This window comes from Aurantiacibacter sp. D1-12, from assembly GCF_028858515.1.
Lineage (GTDB): Bacteria > Pseudomonadota > Alphaproteobacteria > Sphingomonadales > Sphingomonadaceae > Alteraurantiacibacter.
Genome location: NZ_JAPJZJ010000001.1, coordinates 609,303 through 629,851, shown reverse-complemented (window position 1 = coordinate 629,851; position 20,549 = coordinate 609,303). Strand labels below are relative to the sequence as shown.

General features: G+C 59.5%; 21 protein-coding genes and 1 pseudogene. 12 read left to right on the top strand and 10 right to left on the bottom strand.

Translation table 11 applies throughout. The features are described 5' to 3' along the window. Together hemW and OOZ52_RS03115 are read left to right on the top strand one after the other, a co-directional pair. Window positions 1–1,152 (top strand): radical SAM family heme chaperone HemW, encoded by a 1,152-nt coding sequence (gene hemW / locus OOZ52_RS03120; protein ID WP_274697015.1) that lies wholly within the window; start codon window positions 1–3, stop codon window positions 1,150–1,152. Then, window positions 1,149–2,048, top strand: a complete 900-nt coding sequence (locus tag OOZ52_RS03115) for a tyrosine recombinase XerC (RefSeq protein ID WP_274697014.1) — start codon at window positions 1,149–1,151, stop codon at window positions 2,046–2,048. Before hemW ends, OOZ52_RS03115 begins: the two co-directional genes overlap by 4 nt. Here the strand turns inward: OOZ52_RS03115 and OOZ52_RS03110 are convergent. The 4 genes from OOZ52_RS03110 to rsmI are packed head-to-tail and all read right to left on the bottom strand — an operon-like array spanning window position 2,045 to window position 4,846. Beyond that, on the bottom strand, window positions 2,045–2,656 hold the full coding sequence (locus OOZ52_RS03110) for a DedA family protein (RefSeq protein WP_274697013.1): 612 nt from the start codon (window positions 2,654–2,656) through the stop codon (window positions 2,045–2,047). The two genes, OOZ52_RS03115 and OOZ52_RS03110, sit on opposite strands and share 4 nt — an antisense overlap. A gap of 34 nt (window positions 2,657–2,690) precedes the next feature. Next, window positions 2,691–3,647 (bottom strand): glutathione synthase, encoded by a 957-nt coding sequence (gene gshB / locus OOZ52_RS03105; protein ID WP_274697012.1) that lies wholly within the window; start codon window positions 3,645–3,647, stop codon window positions 2,691–2,693. A gap of 9 nt (window positions 3,648–3,656) precedes the next feature. Further along, window positions 3,657–4,007: a YraN family protein gene (locus OOZ52_RS03100; RefSeq protein WP_274697011.1), complete on the bottom strand. Its 351-nt coding sequence runs from the start codon at window positions 4,005–4,007 to the stop codon at window positions 3,657–3,659. Further along, window positions 4,004–4,846, bottom strand: a complete 843-nt coding sequence (gene rsmI, locus OOZ52_RS03095) for a 16S rRNA (cytidine(1402)-2'-O)-methyltransferase (RefSeq protein WP_274697010.1) — start codon at window positions 4,844–4,846, stop codon at window positions 4,004–4,006. Before rsmI ends, OOZ52_RS03100 begins: the two co-directional genes overlap by 4 nt. Window positions 4,847–4,885: 39 nt before the next feature. On the opposite strand from rsmI, the gene OOZ52_RS03090 reads away from it, so the two are divergent. The 5 genes from OOZ52_RS03090 to OOZ52_RS03070 all read left to right on the top strand — a co-directional run bounded on the left by OOZ52_RS03090 (window position 4,886) and on the right by OOZ52_RS03070 (window position 11,496). Next, the gene (locus OOZ52_RS03090; RefSeq protein WP_274697009.1) at window positions 4,886–6,055 is read left to right on the top strand and encodes a penicillin-binding protein activator; all 1,170 of its coding nucleotides are present in this window, start codon (window positions 4,886–4,888) and stop codon (window positions 6,053–6,055) included. A 62-nt stretch (window positions 6,056–6,117) separates the two neighbouring features. Then, entirely contained in the window at window positions 6,118–8,106 is a 1,989-nt protein-coding gene (gene parE, locus OOZ52_RS03085) for a DNA topoisomerase IV subunit B (protein WP_274697008.1), read from the top strand. Then, window positions 8,103–8,966, top strand: a complete 864-nt coding sequence (locus OOZ52_RS03080; protein WP_274697007.1) for a DUF817 domain-containing protein — start codon at window positions 8,103–8,105, stop codon at window positions 8,964–8,966. Before parE ends, OOZ52_RS03080 begins: the two co-directional genes overlap by 4 nt. Before the next feature lie 68 nt (window positions 8,967–9,034). After that, a complete protein-coding gene (locus OOZ52_RS03075) occupies window positions 9,035–10,111 on the top strand; it encodes a hypothetical protein (RefSeq protein WP_274697006.1) in 1,077 nt (358 codons plus the stop codon). 92 nt (window positions 10,112–10,203) lie between these two features. Then, entirely contained in the window at window positions 10,204–11,496 is a 1,293-nt protein-coding gene (locus OOZ52_RS03070; protein ID WP_274697005.1) for a serine hydrolase, read from the top strand. A 6-nt stretch (window positions 11,497–11,502) separates the two neighbouring features. Here OOZ52_RS03070 and OOZ52_RS03065 read toward each other — a convergent pair whose 3' ends face one another. The 3 genes from OOZ52_RS03065 to OOZ52_RS03055 form a co-directional block, all read right to left on the bottom strand. Next, window positions 11,503–12,411: a class I SAM-dependent methyltransferase gene (locus OOZ52_RS03065; protein ID WP_274697004.1), complete on the bottom strand. Its 909-nt coding sequence runs from the start codon at window positions 12,409–12,411 to the stop codon at window positions 11,503–11,505. 63 nt (window positions 12,412–12,474) lie between these two features. Beyond that, window positions 12,475–13,677, bottom strand: a complete 1,203-nt coding sequence (locus tag OOZ52_RS03060) for an exo-beta-N-acetylmuramidase NamZ family protein (RefSeq protein ID WP_274697003.1) — start codon at window positions 13,675–13,677, stop codon at window positions 12,475–12,477. Further along, window positions 13,674–14,219 carry a DOMON-like domain-containing protein gene (locus OOZ52_RS03055; protein WP_274697002.1) on the bottom strand — a complete coding sequence of 182 codons (546 nt, stop codon included), beginning with the start codon at window positions 14,217–14,219 and terminating at the stop codon, window positions 13,674–13,676. The genes OOZ52_RS03060 and OOZ52_RS03055 overlap by 4 nt, the downstream gene beginning before the upstream one ends. Before the next feature lie 61 nt (window positions 14,220–14,280). Between OOZ52_RS03055 and tyrS the strand changes: the two genes are divergently transcribed. The 5 genes from tyrS (at window position 14,281) to OOZ52_RS03030 (ending at window position 19,109) form a co-directional block, all read left to right on the top strand. Continuing rightward, window positions 14,281–15,513 (top strand): tyrosine--tRNA ligase, encoded by a 1,233-nt coding sequence (tyrS, locus tag OOZ52_RS03050; protein ID WP_274697001.1) that lies wholly within the window; start codon window positions 14,281–14,283, stop codon window positions 15,511–15,513. A 68-nt stretch (window positions 15,514–15,581) separates the two neighbouring features. Further along, on the top strand, window positions 15,582–15,920 hold the full coding sequence (locus tag OOZ52_RS03045) for a PilZ domain-containing protein (RefSeq protein ID WP_274697000.1): 339 nt from the start codon (window positions 15,582–15,584) through the stop codon (window positions 15,918–15,920). 63 nt (window positions 15,921–15,983) lie between these two features. Next, window positions 15,984–17,285 (top strand): MFS transporter, encoded by a 1,302-nt coding sequence (locus tag OOZ52_RS03040; RefSeq protein ID WP_446698102.1) that lies wholly within the window; start codon window positions 15,984–15,986, stop codon window positions 17,283–17,285. 3 nt (window positions 17,286–17,288) lie between these two features. Next, the gene (gene cysK, locus OOZ52_RS03035; protein ID WP_274696999.1) at window positions 17,289–18,209 is read left to right on the top strand and encodes a cysteine synthase A; all 921 of its coding nucleotides are present in this window, start codon (window positions 17,289–17,291) and stop codon (window positions 18,207–18,209) included. Window positions 18,210–18,350: 141 nt separating this feature from the next. Next, a complete protein-coding gene (locus tag OOZ52_RS03030; RefSeq protein ID WP_274696998.1) occupies window positions 18,351–19,109 on the top strand; it encodes an aspartyl/asparaginyl beta-hydroxylase domain-containing protein in 759 nt (252 codons plus the stop codon). On the opposite strand, the gene hisI is transcribed toward OOZ52_RS03030, so the two are convergent. The 3 genes and pseudogenes from hisI to OOZ52_RS12825 all read right to left on the bottom strand — a co-directional run. Then, on the bottom strand, window positions 19,106–19,465 hold the full coding sequence (gene hisI / locus OOZ52_RS03025; protein ID WP_274697224.1) for a phosphoribosyl-AMP cyclohydrolase: 360 nt from the start codon (window positions 19,463–19,465) through the stop codon (window positions 19,106–19,108). The genes OOZ52_RS03030 and hisI overlap by 4 nt on opposite strands. Before the next feature lie 331 nt (window positions 19,466–19,796). Continuing rightward, window positions 19,797–20,324 carry a ComF family protein gene (locus OOZ52_RS03020; protein ID WP_342454931.1) on the bottom strand — a complete coding sequence of 176 codons (528 nt, stop codon included), beginning with the start codon at window positions 20,322–20,324 and terminating at the stop codon, window positions 19,797–19,799. 12 nt (window positions 20,325–20,336) lie between these two features. Beyond that, window positions 20,337–20,543: pseudogene (locus OOZ52_RS12825) on the bottom strand (double zinc ribbon domain-containing protein); the annotation flags it as partial. Window positions 20,544–20,549: the final 6 nt, after the last annotated feature.

The following is a 20,549-nucleotide window of genomic DNA, read 5'->3' as shown; positions in this document are numbered from 1 at the left end:
ATGGCGCGCGCGCTCTACATTCACTGGCCTTTTTGCCTCAAGAAATGCCCCTATTGTGACTTCAATTCGCATGTCCGGGATGAGATTGATCACGCCACTTGGGAAGCCGCGCTGTTGGCGGACTTGCGGCATGAGGCAGAGCTGGCGGGTGGAGAGGCGTTACACTCCATTTTCTTCGGGGGTGGCACACCTTCGCTGATGCCTCCAAAGCTTGTGAATACCCTGCTGCAAGAAGCTGAAAAATTGTGGGGTTTTTCGCCAAACATCGAGATCACGCTTGAAGCTAACCCCTCCTCGGTGGAGGCGGCGAAATTTGCTGATCTAGCTGCGGCAGGCGTCAATCGCGTGTCTCTGGGGCTGCAATCGCTTGATAACGATGCTCTCACGTTCCTCGGACGATTGCACAATGCCGAAGAGGGACTGAAAGCACTCGAAACCGCGCAGAGGGCATTCGAGCGGGTCAGTTTCGATCTGATCTATGCCCTCCCCGATCAGTCGCCCGACCATTGGCGCGATCAGCTGACGCGCGCACTTGGTTTCGGCACCGATCATCTCTCGCTGTACCAGCTAACCATCGAACCCGGCACGCGGTTTGAAAGCATGGTGCGGCGGGAGGAATTTGTGCCGCTCGACGATGACAAAGCAGCAGGCTTGTTCGCCATCACCCGCGAACTGACCGAACAAGCGGGCATGCCGGCTTACGAGATCAGCAACCACGCGCGGCCCGGCCATGAAAGCGCGCACAACCTCACTTACTGGCGGTATCAGGACTATGCCGGCATCGGCCCCGGCGCACACGGGCGGCGTGGTGGTATGGCGACGACACGTCACAAGAAACCGGAGAACTGGCTCGCCGCTGTCGAGCGCAACGGGCACGGCTCGCAGGAAGAGCGGGTGCTTGGTGTCGAGGAGCAGGCATCCGAAGCGCTGCTTATGGGGCTGCGGCTTGCCGAAGGGATGGACCTTGCTGCCTTGGCAGGCCGTTTTGGCATGGAGTCATCGCAGCTGCTCGACCCGGGTGAGATCACACGGCATCAGGACCTCGGCTTCCTGTGGCGAACGGATGAGCGACTGGGAGTGACACCCGCAGGAATGCCATTGCTCGACGCCCTCCTCCCGCGTCTTGTCACCGATGGATTGGTAGGCGCATGAGCAGCATGCCCGACCTTCTCGACGAGTGGGAAGCGCACCTCGCTATCGCGCGTCGTCGATCTTCTCATACCGTGCGTGCCTATGTCACGACTGCCGGACGGCTCGTTGAGCGGCTCGACCTGCGCGATTGGGCAAGCGTGGCGGCTCTCAGCACTCGCGACTTGCGCGGGCAGCTGGCCAGCCGCCGTGCGGAAGGCATCAGTAATGTTTCTGCCGCGCGAGAACTCTCAGCACTCAAAGGCTTTGTCGCCTTTGCGCGGGACAAGGTGGGCGCCGATCCCGGCGCCGCGCCCCGAATTCGTGGTCCGCGTATCAAGAAGGGCTTGCCCCGCCCCGTCACGCCTGATGAGGCCACGCATATGGTCGAGACTGTGTCCGACATGGCGGCAGAGGACTGGACCGGTGCGCGCGATGCTGCCGTGCTGCTGCTGATGTACGGCGCAGGGCTACGCATTGCCGAAGCTCTGTCGCTCAAAGCCAGCGACCTGCCGCTGGGCGAAACGCTGGTCGTAACGGGCAAGGGCAACAAGCAGCGCGTCGTGCCGCTAATCCCGATCGTGCGAGAAGCCGTGGCGAAGTATGCGGCCGCATGCCCCTTCGATCTGGCAGAGGATGACGCACTGTTTCGCGGCGTCAAAGGCGGTCCGCTGTCTCAGGGCATGGTGCAAAAGGCGATGGCGCGGGCGCGCAAGGCGCTCGGGTTGCCGAGCACTGCGACACCACACGCCCTGCGCCACAGCTTTGCCACCCATCTGCTCGGCTCAGGAGCGGATTTGCGCAGTCTGCAGGAACTGCTTGGCCACGCGAGCCTTGGCTCGACGCAGATCTATACCAAGGTAGATGCGGCCAAGATGCTTGAAGCCTATCGCTCCGCCCACCCGCGCGAAAACGACTAGTCGGTCTGCTGCTCGCGCGGCTTCCAGGTGAAGAAGCGGTAGAGATAGCCGGCTACCGCCGCAACGGTGAGGCCAATGATGATCCAGCCGAGCATGTCCTGCGATTCACGCAGCTGGCTTCCCAGCCATGCTCCGCCGCCTATCAGCGCGGCATTCCACACCAGCGATCCGGCGAAAGTGAAGGCGAAGAACTTCCACTTCGGCATGTGAACCAGTCCGGCGGGAAGCGAGATAATCGTACGCAGAAACGGGCTCATACGGATGAAGAAGACGACCCAGTGCCCGTGGCGCGAGAAAAATGCCTGGGCTTTCTCGATATGCTCCCAGTCGACGGTCAGCCAGCGGCCCCATCGGTCGACGATGGGCTGCAAGCGCTCGTATCCGTATTTGTCACCGAGCCAGTACCAGAAGTAATTGCCGGTGACGGTGCCCGCAGTCCCGATCAACAACAGCGGCCAGAATGCCATCTCGCCGCGTTCGACCAGTACGCCGCCGATGCCCATGATGACTTCGCTGGGTACAGGCGGGACGACATTTTCCAGCACCATCAGAAAGAAGATGCCGAGATAGCCCCCGCGGGCGATCAAATCGATGATGATTGCGTCCATGGTTGATCAACGCGCAGGTCGTGCGTTTGTTCGCTCACATTGCGGCGTGGCGTGCCTCAAGTGCGTCCCAGATCATTCCGGCGGTGTCGGTATTGTTGAACTTGTCGATGGCAACGATGCCGGTGGGCGAGGTCACGTTGATTTCGGTTAGCCACTCGCCGCCAATCACATCGATGCCGACGAATGTCAGGCCGCGACGCTTCAGATCCGGACCCATTGCATCGCAGATTTCCTGCTCGCGGTCGGTCAATCCGGTAGCCTCTGCCGAGCCGCCTTGCGCAAGGTTGGATCGGAACTCACCCTCGCCCGGCTTGCGGTTGATAGCACCTGCAACCACGCCATCGACCAGCACGATACGCTTGTCACCTTCGGACACGCTCGGGAGGAAGGGCTGGACCATATGCGGTTCAGGCCAGGTTTGGTTGAACACCTCGAACAGCGCGGAAATGTTGGTGCCCTCTGCATCGATCTTGAAGATGGCTTTGCCGCCATTGCCATGAAGCGGTTTCACCACGACTGCGCCATGCTCTTTCTGGAAAGCGCGAACGTCATCCAGCACGCGGGTAATCAATGTGGGCGGCATAAAACGTGCGTAGTCGAGAACGTACATCTTTTCAGGCGCATTGATGACTTCGCGCGGATCGTTGCTGACGAGCGTCTTGCCTTTCAGCCGATCGAGGATCAGTGCTGCGCTGATATAGCCAAGGTCGAATGGCGGGTCCTGCCGCATCAGGATTACGTCGATATCTTCGCCGAGGTCGATCTTGCGCAGTTCGCCGGCGGTGAAGTGATCACCCTGCTTGCGCTCGACCCGCGTTACACGGCGCGCCCATGCACAGACCTTGTCGCCTTCCCAGCTCAGCGTTTTGACATGGTATTCCCACAGCTCATGTCCACGCTCCTGCGCGGCGAGCATCAGGGCAAAGCTGGAGTCGCCCGCGATGTTGATGCTTTCGAGCGGGTCCATCTGGACGGCGACGCGTAGAGACATGGAAATTCCTTAAGGCTGCCAGGCGTTGACGATGTGGCGTGGCATGCTGCCTGGTGCAAGGAGGATTACGTCAAGCCGGATATCTTCGCCATGGGTGGCATAGGTGTGCGCCACGGCTTCCACTGCCGCTGCCACTCGCGACAGTCGATATTCGTCGATAGCGTGATCGAGATCGGCTTTCTTCGCGCGCCATTTGACCTCGACGAAGGCGATTATGTTGCCGCGTTTGGCGACAATGTCGATTTCGCCTGCAGGTGTGCGCACACGTTTGCCGAGAATGCGCCAGCCTTTGAGCTGCAGCCAGGCGGCAGCCCTTCCCTCTCCCTGCCGTCCGCGTTTCTCGGCAATCTGGCGCTTCATTCGTCCTTGATCTCCATTGCGCGGGCATAGAGTGTCTTGCGGTCGAGACCCGTTGCCTTGGCGACCTGCGCCGCCGCTTTGGAAGCCTTCTCGGTCTCGAGCAGTTCGCGCAGCATCGCCTCGGCATCGTCTGTGCTCGCCTCGCGTTCGACCGGAGGACCAATAAGCAGGACGATCTCCCCCTTGGGCGGGTGCGCGGTGTAGTGCTCTGCCAGCGCCGCAGCGCTTCCTGTCCGGCATTCCTCGTAAAGCTTTGTCAGTTCGCGCGCGACCGAGACTTCGCGATCCGGGAAGAGTTCGCCGATAGCGGTCAGGCTTTTGACGAGGCGCGGCGATGTTTCGAAGAAGATCAGCGTAGTGCGGACGTGCGCCAGCTCCTCCAGCACGTCGCGGCGGGCCTTCTCCTTTTGTGGGAGAAATCCTGCGAACATGAAGCGATCATTGGGCAAGCCAGACAGCGCCAGTGCCGTGAGTGGAGCATTCGCGCCGGGCAAGACGGTCACCGGAACTCCCACCTCTTTTGCTTCGATAACAAGACGATACCCCGGATCGCTCACAAGCGGCATTCCGGCGTCGCTTGCCAGTGCCACCGCTTTTTCACGCATGCTTTCGACCAGGCGTGCACGATCATTGGGGGCGGAATGGTCGTCATACCGCCACAGGGGCTTGGAAATGCCCAGATGCCGGATCAGCTTTTGCGTTACGCGCGTGTCTTCACAGGCGATCCCGTCACACCGTGCCAGAACATCGGCTCCCCGCATGGTAATGTCTCCAAGATTGCCAATCGGGGTGGCAACGATGTAGAGGCCGGGTGAAAGAGGGTCGCTGCGCTGGGTCACGCGTACATCCTTGGACCAGGTTCAATGGAGACAGCAAGCATGTTCGGTAATTTCAAGCGCCTGCTCGCGGTGGGAATGGGTAGTATTCTGCTCACTGCGTGTCAGGTCATCCCCAACGGGAATGGCGGTTTGGCCGATACCGGATCGACCCCGGTCGATAATACGCCTGTCGCGGGCCCCAGCGCCGATGTCCTGCCGCAGGATACCGAACGTCACCGTGTGGCGTTGCTGGTTCCGCTGAGTGGCACCAATGCTCAGGTAGGTCAGTCTATCGCCAATGCCACCACTATGGCTCTGCTGGATACCGGTGCAGAGAATCTGCGCATCACGACTTATGATACCGCTGGCGGCGCCGGCGATGCTGCCCGCCGTGCCATTTCTGATGGCAATCGCCTGATCCTTGGCCCGCTGGTGCGCAACAATGTCGGCTCCGTTCTGGAGCAGGCGCGCGATGCCGATGTGCCGCTGATCACATTCTCCAACGACACGACTGTCGCGCGCAACGATGTGTTCGTGATGGGCCATATTCCCGAACAGTCGGTTGAACGGACCGTGAGTTTCGCGGTTGATCAGGGCGCCCGTCGCTTCGCCATTCTTGCGCCTCGCGGGGACTACGGAAACCGTACGACTGCCGCAGCGGAGCGTGCAGTGGCCGCGCGCGGAGGCTCGGTGGTGGATGTCCAACGGTATGACCGCAACAACACTTCGATTATCAGCGCGGCGGACAGGCTTGCCCAGCAAGGCGGTTATGACACAGTGCTGATTGCAGACAGCGCGCGGCTTGCCACTATGGCCGCTCCGCGCCTGAAGGATGCAGGCGATGCGCTTCCTTCGATCATCGGTACCGAGCTGTGGAGCCGCGAGGCTGAGCTGACCCGCAGCAACGCCTTGCGCGGTGCATGGTTCTCCAGCGTTTCGGATGATCGTTATGCGCAGTTTGCCGAAAGTTATGAGAGCCGCTTTGGTGGCGAGCCTTTCCGCATTGCGACGCTAGGCTACGATGCCGTTCTTCTGACTCTCCGCCTGACGCGCGACTGGCGACCGGGCCGCGATCTACCCGATGGCCTGCTGACCAATAGCGAAGGTTTCCTCGGTCTCGATGGTCCGTTCCGCTTCATGTCGAATGGCATTGGCGAGCGCGCGTTCGAAGTCCGCCAGGTCGGCAACGGCGTCTTCACCGTGGTCGATGCCGCTCCCAGAGGGTTCTGAGGGCGGATAACTCGCTGCAACCCGCTTGAAGCGCGCGATTCCGAGCGCCTATAGCAGAAGGCATGAGCGACGATCTTTTTGAAGAGCTGCCACAGGGCGGCGGTGATTACGATTCCTCCTCAATCGAGGTGCTGGAAGGGCTGGAGCCCGTCCGCCGGCGCCCCGGCATGTATATCGGCGGCACCGATGATCGCGCGCTCCACCACCTCGCGGCCGAAGTGCTCGACAACGCGATGGACGAAGCCGTGGCAGGCCACGCCAACCGTATCGAAGTGGTGCTGGATGAGGGCAATCGCCTGACGATAACCGATAACGGTCGCGGCATCCCGGTGGACGAGCATCCCAAGTTTCCCGGCAAATCCACACTCGAAGTGATCCTCACCACGCTGCATTCGGGCGGCAAGTTCTCGGGCAAGGCGTACGCAACATCAGGCGGCCTGCACGGCGTGGGTGTGAGCGTCGTGAACGCGCTCTCCAGCCTTACCCGCGTCGAAGTCGCGCGTAACAAGGAAGTTTTTGCGCAGGAATTCTCCAAAGGTCAGCCGCAAGGTAAGATCGAGAAGGTTGGCGACACACCCAACCGCCGCGGGACGAGCGTTACCTTCATTCCCGACACCGAGATTTTCGGGGATCGCCAGTTCAAGCCGGCGCGGCTGTTCAAGCTGGCGAGGTCCAAGGCTTACTTGTTTGCAGGCGTCGAAATTCGCTGGAAATGTGCACCCTCGCTCGCGTCTGAAGAGGTGCCCGCAGAGGCGACATTCCAGTTCCCCGGCGGTCTGGCCGATCACTTGAAGGAGCAGGTCGGTAACCGCGAATGCGTCACTGCAGACTTCTTCAGCGGAACGCAGGACTTTCCCGAGAACGATGGCACCTCACAAGGCCGTGTCGAATGGGCCGTCGCATGGCCGCTGTGGTCTGATGGCTCGACGAGCTGGTATTGCAACACGGTGCCCACGCCCGATGGCGGCACCCACGAGGCGGGCCTCCGCGCGGCGCTGACAAAGGGTCTGCGTGCATTCGGCGAGCTGACAGGCGTCAAGAAGGCGAACAGTCTTACTGCTGACGACGTGATGACGGGCGCAGAGATCATGCTCAGCGTCTTCATCCGCGATCCGCAGTTCCAGAGCCAGACCAAGGACCGCTTGACTTCGCCGGAAGCTGCTCGTCTCGTCGAGAACGCGGTGCGCGATCACTTTGACCAGTTCCTTACCGACAATATGGAGCGCGGCAAGGCGCTGCTCGGTTCGGTGATGGAGCGCATGGAAGAGCGGCTCAAGCGCAAGCAGGAACGCGAGATCAAGCGCAAGACCGCGACCAATGCGAAGAAGCTGCGCCTGCCTGGGAAGCTGACCGATTGCTCGGGTGACGGCGAAGGTGAAACCGAACTGTTTATCGTCGAGGGGGATTCGGCAGGCGGCTCCGCCAAGCAGGCGCGCAACCGCAAAACGCAGGCGATCCTGCCAATCCGCGGCAAAATCCTGAACGTCGCCAGCGCTACGGCTGACAAAATCCGCGCAAACAGCGAAATCGCCGACCTTTCACTCGCGCTCGGCTGCGGCACGCGGAAGGAATGCGATCCAGAGCAGCTGCGTTATGATCGGATTGTCATCATGACCGACGCCGATGTCGATGGCGCGCACATCGCGACGCTGCTGATGACCTTCTTCTTTCAAGAAATGCCCGAGCTGGTGCGCCGTGGGCACCTCTATCTCGCACAGCCGCCGCTCTACCGCCTTACGGCAGGCAAGGAGAGCCTTTACGCCCGCAATGACGAACATCGTGCAGAGATCGAGGCGAACCAGTTCAAGGGCAAGAAGGTTGAAGTCAGCCGCTTCAAAGGTCTCGGCGAAATGAACCCCGGCCAATTGCGCGAAACGACGATGGATCCGGCGACCCGTAGCCTGATCCGCATCACCCTGCCCGACCAGCACGAACAGCGCTTCGCAGTGAAGGAACTTGTCGACCAGCTGATGGGCCGCAATCCCGAGCACCGCTTCAACTTCATCCAGAACCGTGCAGGTGAGATTGATCGCGAAATGATCGACGCGTGACGGTTGAAGACGCAAGGCCGTCGCACACCCGCTTCGCTGCCATCCGTGCGCGGCTTGAGGCTTTCGAGCCCTCCCGCGGCCCTGCGAGCTGGTTCTACGAGTTCCTGCTCTTCGGCTTCAAGCAGGCGTGGGCGTGTCTGTTTGGCGGGCTGATGCTCGCGCTGCTGATGGCGACGCATCTGTTCTATCCGGACGATGCGCCGCTTCACCGCTACGATTTCCTGACCCTCGCCGCGCTTGGCATCCAGATTGCGATGCTGGCTTTCCGGTTGGAGACCTGGGACGAGGCGAAGGTTATCCTTGCGTTTCACGTGGTCGGCACGGTGATGGAGATATTCAAGACGGCTGTGGGATCATGGGTTTACCCGGAGGAAGCGATGCTGCGGATCGGCGGAGTCCCGCTGTTCTCGGGCTTCATGTATGCCGCCGTGGGTAGCTACATCGCCCGCGTTTGGCGCATATTCGACTTCCGGTTCACCCATTACCCGGCAACATGGATGACCTGGGCGATTGCTGCAGCAATCTACGTCAATTTCTTTGCCCATCATTACATACCGGACATGCGATATGTGCTGTTCGGCATTATCGGGGCGCTGTTCTGGCGTTCGCGCATTTACTTTACGGTATGGCGCGAACCGCGCTGGATGCCGCTGATCATAGGCTGGTTGCTGGTCGCACTGTTTATCTGGTTTGCGGAGAACATCGCCACCTTTGCCAATGCCTGGGCCTATCCCGATCAGGAAGACGGTTGGCAGATGGTTTCGGTCGCCAAATTCGGGTCATGGGCACTGCTGATGTTTATCTCTTTCGTGCTCGTCACACTCGTTTCGCGTCCGCAGGCACCTGATGAGCGAAGCTAAATATAAACTCTCTGTTTACCAAACCTGCCTATCCCCAACCGTGATTGGTTCACCGGGGGTGAGAGATTATGGCATCGCGGCCATTCGAGAACGACAATCAGGACGGTGCGACAGCAGAGCGCACACTTGCGAAGCTTGCCGATCCGAAACGCGCGATTGCCACGCCTTTCGCCGACGCGTTCCTCCTTTGGGGCGCTCCGGTTGCTGTACTGTGCTTCCTTGCGCTGTGGTTGAAAGGCACCGAGCTTGCGCTTGGCGCCAGCTCTTCCGAAGTCGCGGTCTATGCGTTTCTTTTCGCAACGATGATCACGTACGGCCATCTGGTTGCCGTGGTGCCGCGCGCCTACCTCAATCAGGACGTTTTTTCAGCCAATCGCTTCCGGTTGACGGTGGTCCCCGTTGTGCTGATCGCGGCGCTGGCCGTTTCGCCGACCGTCTTCATCATTGCAGGGATCGTGGCTTTCTTCTGGGACGTGCACCACTCTGCCATGCAGACGTTTGGTATCGCCCGAATCTACGACTTCAAGGCGGGTAACGGACCTACCTTTCTCCGCCGGACGGACCTTCTGCTCAACTGGATGCTCTACGTCGGGCCGATCTTTGTCGGCGCGTCCTTCGTTTTGCATGCAGACCAGCTTTCCGGTTTTGCCGACACTCCGCTAACAGTTCTTGCGACTGCTCCGGGCTATCTTGAGGCCGGGCATGCTCCGCTGCGCAACATCGCTCTTGGCATCTGGGCTGTCGGGATTGTCTGGGCTGTAGTGAATTACGGAAATGCCGTACGACAGGGATACAAGATCCCGCCGCACAAAGTCGCGCTGATAGCCGGGACAGGTGCGGTGACGTTCCTCGCCTGGGGCTTCCTCCCACCCCTGATCGCCTTTGCGACGATCAACATCCACCACGCGGTCCAGTACTATGTGATCGTGTGGGTGCAGGAAGGTAAGCGGATTACCGAATTCACCCGCCTTTCGACCCGCGCGGCCTTTGCAGCATTCGTACTGTTCACTGCGGTGATTGCGCTCGGCTATGATCTGGCAACCAAGATGGATTCGCGCCTGATGCTGGTGCCATTCCTCGCCTGCTCGCTGCTGCACTTCTGGTATGATGGCTTCGTCTGGTCCGTGCGTAAGAAGTCCGTCTGAATCTCTTGGTTGTTTGGCGATTGCCGAATTGACCCTGCGCCTGACAGCGTTCAAGCTCCTCCGAAACCGGCCAAATCTGGGGGATTTCCATCATGTATCGTACTCTGCTTGCGGCTTCGGCATTTTGCCTTGTTCCCGCCACTGCCATTGCTCAGGATGCGCAGGAAGAAGCGACGAGTGCGTCTGAACCTGTTGTCGAACGCATTGATGATCTGATCCCCGCTATGCGTGGCGACCTGCCCTATGCGGATGTTTTTGCAGATGTCTTCCGTAGTTCGGTGCCAGAGGCGCAATTCCTGACCATTTTTGGGCAGCTGGAGGGCCAGTTCGGAAGCTATCTGGGAGTGGATTCTGTCGAGGCGCTTTCCCCCACCGCCGCACGCGTTCGCTTCCGCTTTGAACGGGCTCTGGTTGGCGGCAACGTAAGCGTGCAGGAAGCTGAACCTCATGCAGTTACGGGTTTCCTGCTCAACGATATTCAGCCCGTTGATGATGATGCGGATAGCCTGCTTGCGGATATTCAGGCCCTGCCCGGCGAGACCAATCTGCTGATCACGCGTCTTGGCGCCGATGAGCCGCTGCTGGCGCACAATACCGACAGCCAGATGGCTTTGGGGTCCACCTTCAAACTCTATGTTCTGTCTGCCCTTGCGCAGTCCATCGCTGCAGGCGAGCGGTCGTGGGACGATGTTGTTGCGCTCGATCAGGAGAGTTTTCCGAGCGGCATGTTGCAGGATTGGCCAGAGGGTTCACCGATCACCCTGCACAGCCTTGCAACACTGATGATCTCGATCAGCGACAACACGGCGACCGATCAATTGATGGCAGAGCTTGGCCGTGAAACGGTCGAGGAAGAAGTGGTCGCCACGGGACACTCCGAGCCCTCTGCGACATTCCCGATGATGTTCACGCGCGAGATGTTCCTGCTGAAGTCCGGCGACGAGGCTGACGTCGAAGCGTTTCGCGCAATGGACGAAGATGAACGTCGTACCGCTTTGGCGGCGCTTGATGGTGTCGAGCGTGATCTGGGTCAGATGATGGCCGCATTCACCGGCGGCCCAAATGCCATTGATATCGAATGGTTTGCTTCGGCCCAAGATATCGAACGCCTGTTCGAGCGCATTGTGTCCGCGAACGACGATACGCTGCTTGGTGTGATGGGGGTCAGCCCTTCACTGAATGCAGGCGCTGTTGAGAACTGGGACTACGTTGGCTTCAAGGGAGGCTCCGAACCCGGAGTGCTCAACCTTAGCTGGCTGCTGCGCAATGAAGCCGGTGAGTGGTGGGTCGTCTCGATGGGCTGGAACAATCCCGAGGCCAGCCTGGAGCAGTCCCAATTTGATCTGCTTTCGACTAGGGCAATTGGTCTGGCAGCGGGCCAGTAATCAGCTTCAGCGTTTTGTGGCAGCGAGGTAAAGCCAGTCACCTTTCCCAATCGCCTGTCCCAGCACTGCTATCGGAGCGAACAGCGCGGCGTAGGCGAGCATCTTCGGGCTCTGCTTCCAGCTTTCGGGAGTGCCGAAATTGTAGCTGAGATCAATCGAGGTGTGCTTGGCGCCTTCGACATTGAAGCCCGCGTTCCCAACCATCGCCGACAGGGTCTTTTGCGAAAACTGGAACAGGTGATGCGGCGGCTCCGGGTGCGGCCAGTAGTCGAGCTTCTTTGCCAAAGGGTATGACGCGCGCGGGAAGAGCCCATCGATGTCCGGCGTCGAGAGCAACAGCAATCCGCCCGGTTTCAGAAGCCGGAGCAGATCTTTGAGTTCTTGCTGCGGATCGAGAAGGTGCTCGATCACGTCGAACAGTGTGATGACATCGAAGCTTTCATCGGCGAAGTCAGCATCGCGCCAGTCGCCTTGATGAACTGGCAAGCTAAAATGCCGCCGGGCGAAGTCGGCGGTCTCTGGCGAGAGCTCGGCGCCCATGCAGACCATCCCGGTCGAACGAGCCTCTCCGAGGAATATCCCGGAGGAGCATCCGATATCGAGTAGGAGTTGTCCCGACGTGTCCGGTCGGAAGTGGCGTAGCATCTGCATATGCTGATGCGCAGCACGGCGTTGGCGCTGGTATTCTTCCGAACCCGAATCGAGCAATTGCTCGTGGTAATTCGAGCTGGTGGTATAGATCGCCTTGATCCCCTCTGCGTCTGGGGGGTTGGCAATGTAGGCGAGATCGCAACTGTTGCACCGAACGAGGTGATAGCCTTTCTTGGTGAAGAGGTGCTCGTGCTCGCTCGCCCCGCACAGATTGCAGGGAACACTCAGGCCGTTCTCGGCCGCAATGGCGGTTTGCTCGCTCATGGACTCGCGCATAGCCGAAATTGCGCAAGAGAGGGTTAACCGCGGTTGCTGAGTGGTATGCTGTCAGTAGAGGAGCAGGTCGGCTACCTGATCGCGCCAGCTTGCCTCGCCAGACGATGCGATTGCATCCAAGTCTTCTGGGGTCGCGTTGGGGTTGTCCACCCATTCGCGCAAGGCTGGACCACCGTTAATGACGTCTATCGCCAGCACATTGTTGGTGTATTCGTATCTGAAATCCGTACCGCGCCAGATTTCGTAGTCAGGATAGAGTGACCGGATAGCCTTGAATGCCAGGGCCTGCAGGCGCCAGGGCCGGAAGGCCTCGTGATCGTAATGCGCGCCCTCTGCGTGAACCATCAATGCGCTGCACAGTTGGCCTGAGTGCTTGTGAAAGGTCGGTTCGAACCAGCATTCGCGTAGAGCGCACCCGGCCAGCCATTCTGGCGCAATGCGCTCCATTTCGGCCAAGACTGTCTTGGCATCGATATCGGGTGCACCGAATAGCACCTCGAGCGGGCGGGTAGTCCCCCTGCCCTCGCTCAGTGTCGCGCCTTCTATCATAACCGTGCCGGCATAGGCGCGCGCCATGTTGACGTTCGCGGCATTGGGGCTGGGATTGATCCAGATGCGGCTCTCCGGCCAGCCATGCCCTGGCCCCTCGGGTAGCCAGTGATGCATGGTGACGACGTGGTAATCGACATCGAGACCGAAGTGGCGAATGAACCAGTGACCCATTTCGCCCATCGTCAAACCGTGCCGCATGGGCATGGGAGCCGCGCCGACGAAACTTTCGTGCCCCGGTAAAAGCAGAGTGCCCTCCACCGGCCTGCCCGCAGGATTGGGGCGATCGAGCACCCACACTGATTTACCGTGCTTCGCGGCCTCCTCCAGCAGGTAAAGCAGTGTGGTGACGAAGGTGTAGATGCGGCAGCCGAGGTCCTGCAGGTCGAACAGGAAGACATCCGCGCTCGACATCATCTGTCCGGTCGGGCGTCGTACCTCTCCATAAAGACTGAACACGGGGATGCCATAGACAGGATCGGTCTCGTCCGCAGTCTCCACCATGTTGTCCTGCTTATCGCCTTTGAGCCCATGCTGCGGGCCGAACGCGCTAGTGACGTTCACGCCCGCTGCAATCAGCGCATCAAGGCTGTGCGTCAGATCGGCGGTCACCGATGCAGGATGGGCGACAAGAGCCACGCGCTTGCCATCCAGCTTCGCGCGCAGATCGGGTTCTGTCAGGAGACGATCAATTCCGAATTTCATGCAGCGCGGGTTCGCGCAAGTCCGGCTGTGAAGCAAGAGGGATCGTGAAAATCCGGTTTGTCCTTTGTGTGGGAGAGCGCCCAGTAGCTCTTCACTCCGCCTTCTTCCTCCAGCACGGCGGCGAGGCCGATTGCGCATGGCGGACCCGGCATCTGGACGCGCGGCAACGAAGCATCGAAGATCGCCATCGCTTGCCCTGTGCGCATGGTGCAATCGGGTTCGCGCGCAAAATCGCGTTCGCTCATTCCTTCACGATAGCCGGTAAAATCGTAGGCGGCCCAACGCTCCGAAGGGGAGAGATTGAACTCGGAATAGCCCGGCGTCCCGTCCTTCGGCATGATGAAGAGTTCAAAGCATGTCGTTTGCCAGAGATTGTCGGCCCGTCCTCTCCCTGCGAATGGGGGAATTACGAGTTTTCCCGGGCCATCGATGCGCCAGCGTACGCGGAGCCACTGATCTGTAAGAGAAAGCACCCGCGCTTCGACACGGCGGATGGCCAGTGGCGGGTGTGCGGCGTGGTAAGCCAGTTCATGCGTTTGCAAGCAGAGTTCCCCGTGCTACGCGCCCCCACAGTCCAACAACCAAGGCGCCAATTCCCCCGATATGACGACGTTTGATTCCGATTTGCTGCAATTGCTCAATGAGCGAGGCTATGTCCACCAGATGACCGACGCAGAGGGACTGGATGCCCTCGCTGCGCGACAAACCGTGCCCGGATATATCGGTTTTGACGCCACGGCCCCCTCTTTGCATGTCGGATCGCTCGTGCAGATCATGATGCTGCGTCGACTCCAGCAAACGGGGCACAAGCCTATCGTAGTCATGGGCGGTGGCACCACGAAGATCGGCGACCCCTCCGGCAAGGATGAAAGCCGGAAAATGCTGACCGAGCAGGATATCGACGACAACATCGCCGGTATCCGCACGGTATTCGAGCGTCTGCTGACATTCGGAGATGGCCCGACCGATGCGGTGATGGTCAACAATGACGAATGGCTGAGCCAGCTCGGCTACATCGAGTTGCTGCGCGATGTGGGTCCGCATTTCACCGTGAACCGCATGCTGACATTCGATTCGGTGAAGCTGCGGCTTGATCGTGAACAACCGCTCACCTTCATCGAATTCAACTACATGATCCTTCAAGCCTACGACTTTGTCGAGCTGGCACGGCGTTACGACTGCCAGTTGCAGTTGGGCGGTAGCGATCAGTGGGGCAATATCGTCAACGGTATGGAGCTGGGTCGCCGTATGGAAGGCCGGGAGCTGTATGGTCTGACGACTCCGCTACTCACCACTGCCGATGGTTCGAAGATGGGCAAGACCGCCGCTGGAGCGGTATGGCTCAATGAAGCACAGCTGCCCGCCTATGACTTCTGGCAGTTCTGGCGCAACACCGATGATCGTGATGTCGGTCGCTTCCTGAAGCTTTTCACGGACTTGCCACTGGATGAGATTGCCCGCCTCGAAGCGCTAGAGGGCAGCGAGATCAACCAGGCAAAGATCATTCTCGCCGATGAAGTGACGAAGCTTGTGCGCGGAGAAGAAGCGGCAGCTTCGGCCCGGGCGACTGCCGAACAGACCTTTGCTGGTGACGGCAAGGGAGAAGACCTGCCAACGCTCGCCATTCCGGCAGAAGGCATGCGTGTCGGTGCGGTACTTACCGAGCTCGGTTTCACCGCATCGAATGGTGAGGCAAAGCGCAAAATTGCCGAAGGTGCGGTGAAGTTGGACGGTGAAACCGTGTCAGATCCGGGTTTTCTAATTCTTGCCGACGTAGACGCAGAATTCCGCCTAAGTCTCGGAAAAAAGAAGCACGCGATCCTGCAATCGGGCTGATTTTACAAAAAATCCACCATTTGCTGGCAAACGGGTCTCCTAACGAACTATCGGGAGGTCAGCAGCATATGGCTGGGGGCGCACAACTATCAGTAACCGACATGCGCCGCGCTTCGCGGCATCCGGTCGACTATTCGGTTATCGCCGAACACCTGATGCATGGTGATGTGAAACTGCACGTTTCCAACATCTCCGCGCACGGCTTTATGATTGATGAGATCAAGAATATCGGCCGTGGTGATCGTTTGATTATCCGCTTGCCTGCCGTAGGTCGCATCGAAGCCTATTGCATATGGGTGACCGAGGACCGAGCTGGCTTCCAGTTCGAACGGATCATCCGCCTCGATGATTTCCAGACAATGATCCAGGAAATGCAGCCGAATCCAGCATTGCGCCGTCGCGGCTGAACTTTACACCGTTAAATTGAAGCTAGCTTGGCAAGCGCTGCGTGCGCTGCCATTGGGCTTTGCGTGAGCGAGCCCACCCACCCCTTCCACATCGCCAATTTCCGCGCCTATGTTGCGTCGCGTTTCTCCGCGATGCTGGCGCAGTATGCGATGATGCTGATCATCGGGTGGCAGACCTACAATCTGGCGCGCGATGGCGGGATGAGCGTGGGCGAGGCGTCGGGCCAGCTCGCGCTGATCGGCCTCTTGCAGTTCGTGCCTTTGTTCGTCCTGACGCCGGTTACAGGGCTGGTTGCAGACCTGTTCAATCGACGAAATCTTGCACGGCTCACGGTCCTCGGACAAATCGTCTGTGCTGGCGTTCTTGCCTTCGCGACATGGCAGGATGGAATCACTCTCCCGCTGCTCTACGGCGTCGCGATAGTGCTTGGCGTGGTCCGCGCCTTTGCCGGGCCAGCCTATTCCGCCCTCGCCCCAAACCTCGTGCCGGCCAAATTGCTTCCGCAAGCCATCGCGCTATCCTCGATCGCCTGGCAAACGGGCAGCATAATCGGGCCGGCACTGGGCGGGTATCTTTATGTCGTATCGCCCGCCCTTCCCTATGCTGTCGCATGCGGGCTTTACGTGATCGCGCTGATCGGCATCACGCTCATCAGGAACCTGCCTCCGCGGGAACCTGCGCCGAAGGAATCACCGGTCAAGCAGGTCCGCGATGGCCTCGCTTATGTACGCCACAACAAGATGGTGTTGAGCACCATCACGCTTGATCTCTTCGCCGTATTCCTCGCCGGTGCCACAGCGCTTTTTCCGGTGTTCGCAAGAGATATCCTGCAAGTCGGGGCAACTGGCCTCAGCCAATTGGCAATGGCACCCGCGGTTGGTGCAACTGCTACTGCGCTCTTCTTCAGCTTTCGGCCGCTCAAGACCAACGTTGGCCCCCTGATGCTGATCGCGGTTGCGGTGTTCGGCTTTGCCACGATCGGCTTTGCCTTTTCGCGCTCGATGGTGCTCAGCCTTGGGCTGCTTTTCGTGGTGGGATCGGCGGATATGTTCTCTGTCTATATCCGCCAGTCGCTGATCCTTCTGCATACACCTGACGAGAAGCGTGGCCGGGTGTCCTCCGTTTCCCATCTCACTATCAGTGCGAGCAATGAATTCGGCGATTTCTTCTCCGGCAGCCTTGCTTTCTTGCTCGGGCCTGTGGCCGCCGTTGCAATCGGCGGAGCAGGAGCCGTGCTGACCGTTGGCCTGTGGGCCTGGCTCTTCCCTGTTTTGCGCACCACGCGGACCTTCGATCCGCCTGAGGAGTTGCAAGAAGAGGATCACACACAATCTAACCAAGAGTCCGCCAAAGAAGGGACCTGACCCATGAAGTTTGACAACGTTCTGCAATCTATCGGCAATACGCCGCACATCCGCCTCTCCCGCCTGTTCCCCGACCATGAGGTATGGGTGAAGAGCGAACGGTCGAACCCGGGTGGTTCGATCAAGGATCGTATTGCGCTGGCAATGGTGGAAGATGCGGAAGCCTCGGGCGCTCTGAAGCCCGGTGGCACGATTGTCGAGCCAACCAGCGGCAACACCGGCATTGGCCTTGCGATGGTCGCGGCGGTCAAGGGTTACAAGCTGATCCTGGTGATGCCGGAAAGCATGAGCCTTGAGCGTCGCCGCCTGATGCTTGCCTATGGTGCGACGTTCGATCTCACGCCGAAAGAAAAGGGCATGAAGGGCGCGCTGGAGCGCGCTGAGGAGCTGGTGAATGAGCTCGACAATGCATGGATGCCGCAACAGTTCGAAAACGGGTCTAACCCGGCAGTGCATGCGCGCACGACGGCGAAGGAAATTCTCGCCGATTTTGCCAATGCGCCCATCGATGTGTTGATTACCGGAGTTGGTACCGGCGGGCACCTGACGGGCTGTGCGGAAGAGCTCAAGAGCAGCTGGTCCGGCATGAAGGCCTATGCCGTCGAGCCGGAACTTTCACCGGTTATCTCGGGCGGGCAGCCCGGTCCTCACCCGATCCAGGGAATCGGAGCAGGGTTCATCCCCGGCAACCTGCACACCCAGTCAATCGACGGGGCGATTCCGGTCGATGCGGAAGAGGCCAAGGCGATGGCACGCCGCTGCGCCGCTGAAGAGGGATTGCTCGTGGGCATCAGCTCGGGCGCAACGCTGGCAGCGATAGCGAAGAAGTTGCCTGACCTTCCCGCCGGATCACGCGTGATAGGGTTCAACTATGACACCGGCGAACGCTATCTGAGCGTGCCGGATTTCCTTCCGAACGAGTAACACAACCGCCATACTGGCATCATAGGGGGCGCGGCAGTAGTCGCGCCCTTGCTGTCTGGAGGCTTGGGCTTGCCAAGCTCCGCAAATGCGGCGACACTTGTGTCGTGGGTCGCAGATTGTGGTGTTCGAGGGGGAACCGACATGTCATCCGGCCAGGTGTTGCCAACACGGCCTTTGCTGTACCGATTGCTAAAGAAGTATCGCTTCAAGCTGAATGATCTTGCAGCGCGTTTTTCGCTGATTCCCAACGATCCAGTGCTAGATCCATCGCAATTCGATTGGGCCCGGGAACTAGCCGTGCACTGGGAGGCCATCCGTGACGAGGCGTTGGCTATCTACGAGCATCGAGATGCCATCCCTCCCCTTCGGAAGATTTCCGCTGACCATCGCCGGATAGCAACCGATGATGGATGGCGCAGCTTCTTCCTGATTGGCTATGGCAACGCCGTAGAGGAAAACATTGCGCGCGCTCCACGGACGACGGAACTTGTCCGGCGCATTCCGCAACTCAATTCGGCCTTCTTCTCGATCCTTGCTCCCGGTGCCCATATCATTCGTCACCGCGGTGTCTCCAAGAGCTTCTTTACCGCCCACCTGGGCCTGTGCGTGCCGGATGATCATCAGAATTGCGTCATGCAGGTGGAGGACCAGTACGTACATTGGCGGGAGGGTGAATGGACCGTTTTTGACGATACTTACGAACATGAAGTCTGGAACCGCACCGATGAGCCCCGGATCATTCTGCTGTGTCAGGTGGGTAGACCGCTCAAGGCGCCCGGGACGTGGCTGGCACGCGGATTTGAATGGTATCTGCGTCGCAGTCCGTTCGTCACCGAAGCACGGCAAGAACTCGGGCAATGGGAAGAAGCCTACAAGGAGTCCGAGCAGCAGGCGCGCTAAGCGGGTTTAAGACTTTCGCCTTCAAGCTTACGATAGAAGCAACTGGTTACGCCGGTGTGGCATGCGGGGCCCGCTGCTTCGCACTTCAGGACTATGGCGTCCTGGTCGCAGTCGACGAGCATTTCCTGCACTCGCAAAGCATTTCCGGATGTCTCGCCCTTTTTCCAAAGCTTGCCCCGGCTGCGAGAGTGGAAGTGTGCAACACCTGTCTCTCGCGTCGCAGCAAGTGCCTCGGCATCCATGAAGGCCACCATCAGTACTTCGCCGCTGGCCGCGTCCTGGACGATGGCGCTCATCAGCCCCGCCGCATCGAACCTTGGCATGAAGGCAGTGCCTTGTTCGCGCTCTTTATCAATCGTTGAGATGGTGGGTGCCCTTTTCGAAGAGTATAGTCAGTTGCAATGTGCATACTGTTTTGTTGCACGATAATCACAATACCGTCTCAAAATCTATCACTGCCCGACAACACGGTTTGCTTTTCAACCTTTCAGTGGGATGAACGCGTCTTCGGCTGGACGAGCCGTCTACCATTCCGGTCAAGGGATGGGAGGTTCCGGGACTGCCAAGTGGCACAGCGGATCATGAGGGTTTGGAACTGACGCGTTCACTGGGGGGTGATGCGAGGTTCCAGCGATATCGTCACGCGAACGCCCGGGACTAACCTCCCGGGCGTTTTGCCTTTAGGGATTAGATTGCTTCATCGAGAACGCGCGAGAAGCACGCGATCTTCACCTTTGCTGCTCCTGCGCGTTTCAGAACAAATACGCAGGCATTGCTTGTCGCGCCGCTGGTGAGCACATCGTCGACCAGCAGGATGTTTGCCTGCTTGATCCGCTCCTTGTGTTTCGGATTTACAGCAATAGCGCCCTGAAGCGTTTTGGCTCGCTGCTTCTTGCCAAGCCCACCGAGCGCAGGGGTCGATTTCGTGCGCAGGAGCCCGTCGACCAGCAATTCCGTTCCGGTCTTGTCCGAAATCTGACGTGCGAGCAAGGCGGACTGGTTGAAACCACGCTGCCACAACCGGAAGCGGTGGAGCGGAACGGGCACGGTCAGCCAATCGTCACCTAGCATCTGGAGCCGCGACGCCATCATACCGGCGAGCATTGGTGCGAGTGCGATCTTGCGCCCGTGCTTGAAGGTCAGCACCAACTTACGCGCAGTGTCATTGTACAGCGTACCAGCGGCAATGCCGTCATGCCGAGGCGGATTCTCCATGCACACAACACAGGTCAGGCCGTGTTCCGGCCCATCATCCCGAAACGGGCGATGGCACCTATCGCAACACGGCTCGCCGGGAATGACCAGTTCGCTCCAGCACGAGGTGCACAGCCCTTTTTGCTCGGCGAGCCCGTCCCCGCATAGCGGGCAGCGTGGTGGGTAGACGAGGTCTACAAGGGGCGCGAATGTCTCTGACAGGGTGCGGGAAACCGACATTGGGGC

What these genes read in the sequence shown, in the direction of transcription:
- hemW (WP_274697015.1), top strand. Translation starts at nt 1, where the DNA reads ATGGCGCGCGCGCTCTACATTCACTGGCCTTTTTGCCTCAAGAAATGC.
- OOZ52_RS03115 (WP_274697014.1), top strand. Translation starts at nt 1,149, where the DNA reads ATGAGCAGCATGCCCGACCTTCTCGACGAGTGGGAAGCGCACCTCGCT.
- OOZ52_RS03110 (WP_274697013.1), bottom strand. Translation starts at nt 2,656, where the DNA reads ATGGACGCAATCATCATCGATTTGATCGCCCGCGGGGGCTATCTCGGC.
- gshB (WP_274697012.1), bottom strand. Translation starts at nt 3,647, where the DNA reads ATGTCTCTACGCGTCGCCGTCCAGATGGACCCGCTCGAAAGCATCAAC.
- OOZ52_RS03100 (WP_274697011.1), bottom strand. Translation starts at nt 4,007, where the DNA reads ATGAAGCGCCAGATTGCCGAGAAACGCGGACGGCAGGGAGAGGGAAGG.
- OOZ52_RS03090 (WP_274697009.1), top strand. Translation starts at nt 4,886, where the DNA reads ATGTTCGGTAATTTCAAGCGCCTGCTCGCGGTGGGAATGGGTAGTATT.
- parE (WP_274697008.1), top strand. Translation starts at nt 6,118, where the DNA reads ATGAGCGACGATCTTTTTGAAGAGCTGCCACAGGGCGGCGGTGATTAC.
- OOZ52_RS03075 (WP_274697006.1), top strand. Translation starts at nt 9,035, where the DNA reads ATGGCATCGCGGCCATTCGAGAACGACAATCAGGACGGTGCGACAGCA.
- OOZ52_RS03070 (WP_274697005.1), top strand. Translation starts at nt 10,204, where the DNA reads ATGTATCGTACTCTGCTTGCGGCTTCGGCATTTTGCCTTGTTCCCGCC.
- OOZ52_RS03065 (WP_274697004.1), bottom strand. Translation starts at nt 12,411, where the DNA reads ATGAGCGAGCAAACCGCCATTGCGGCCGAGAACGGCCTGAGTGTTCCC.
- OOZ52_RS03060 (WP_274697003.1), bottom strand. Translation starts at nt 13,677, where the DNA reads ATGAAATTCGGAATTGATCGTCTCCTGACAGAACCCGATCTGCGCGCG.
- tyrS (WP_274697001.1), top strand. Translation starts at nt 14,281, where the DNA reads ATGACGACGTTTGATTCCGATTTGCTGCAATTGCTCAATGAGCGAGGC.
- OOZ52_RS03045 (WP_274697000.1), top strand. Translation starts at nt 15,582, where the DNA reads ATGGCTGGGGGCGCACAACTATCAGTAACCGACATGCGCCGCGCTTCG.
- cysK (WP_274696999.1), top strand. Translation starts at nt 17,289, where the DNA reads ATGAAGTTTGACAACGTTCTGCAATCTATCGGCAATACGCCGCACATC.
- OOZ52_RS03030 (WP_274696998.1), top strand. Translation starts at nt 18,351, where the DNA reads ATGTCATCCGGCCAGGTGTTGCCAACACGGCCTTTGCTGTACCGATTG.
- OOZ52_RS03020 (WP_342454931.1), bottom strand. Translation starts at nt 20,324, where the DNA reads ATGGAGAATCCGCCTCGGCATGACGGCATTGCCGCTGGTACGCTGTAC.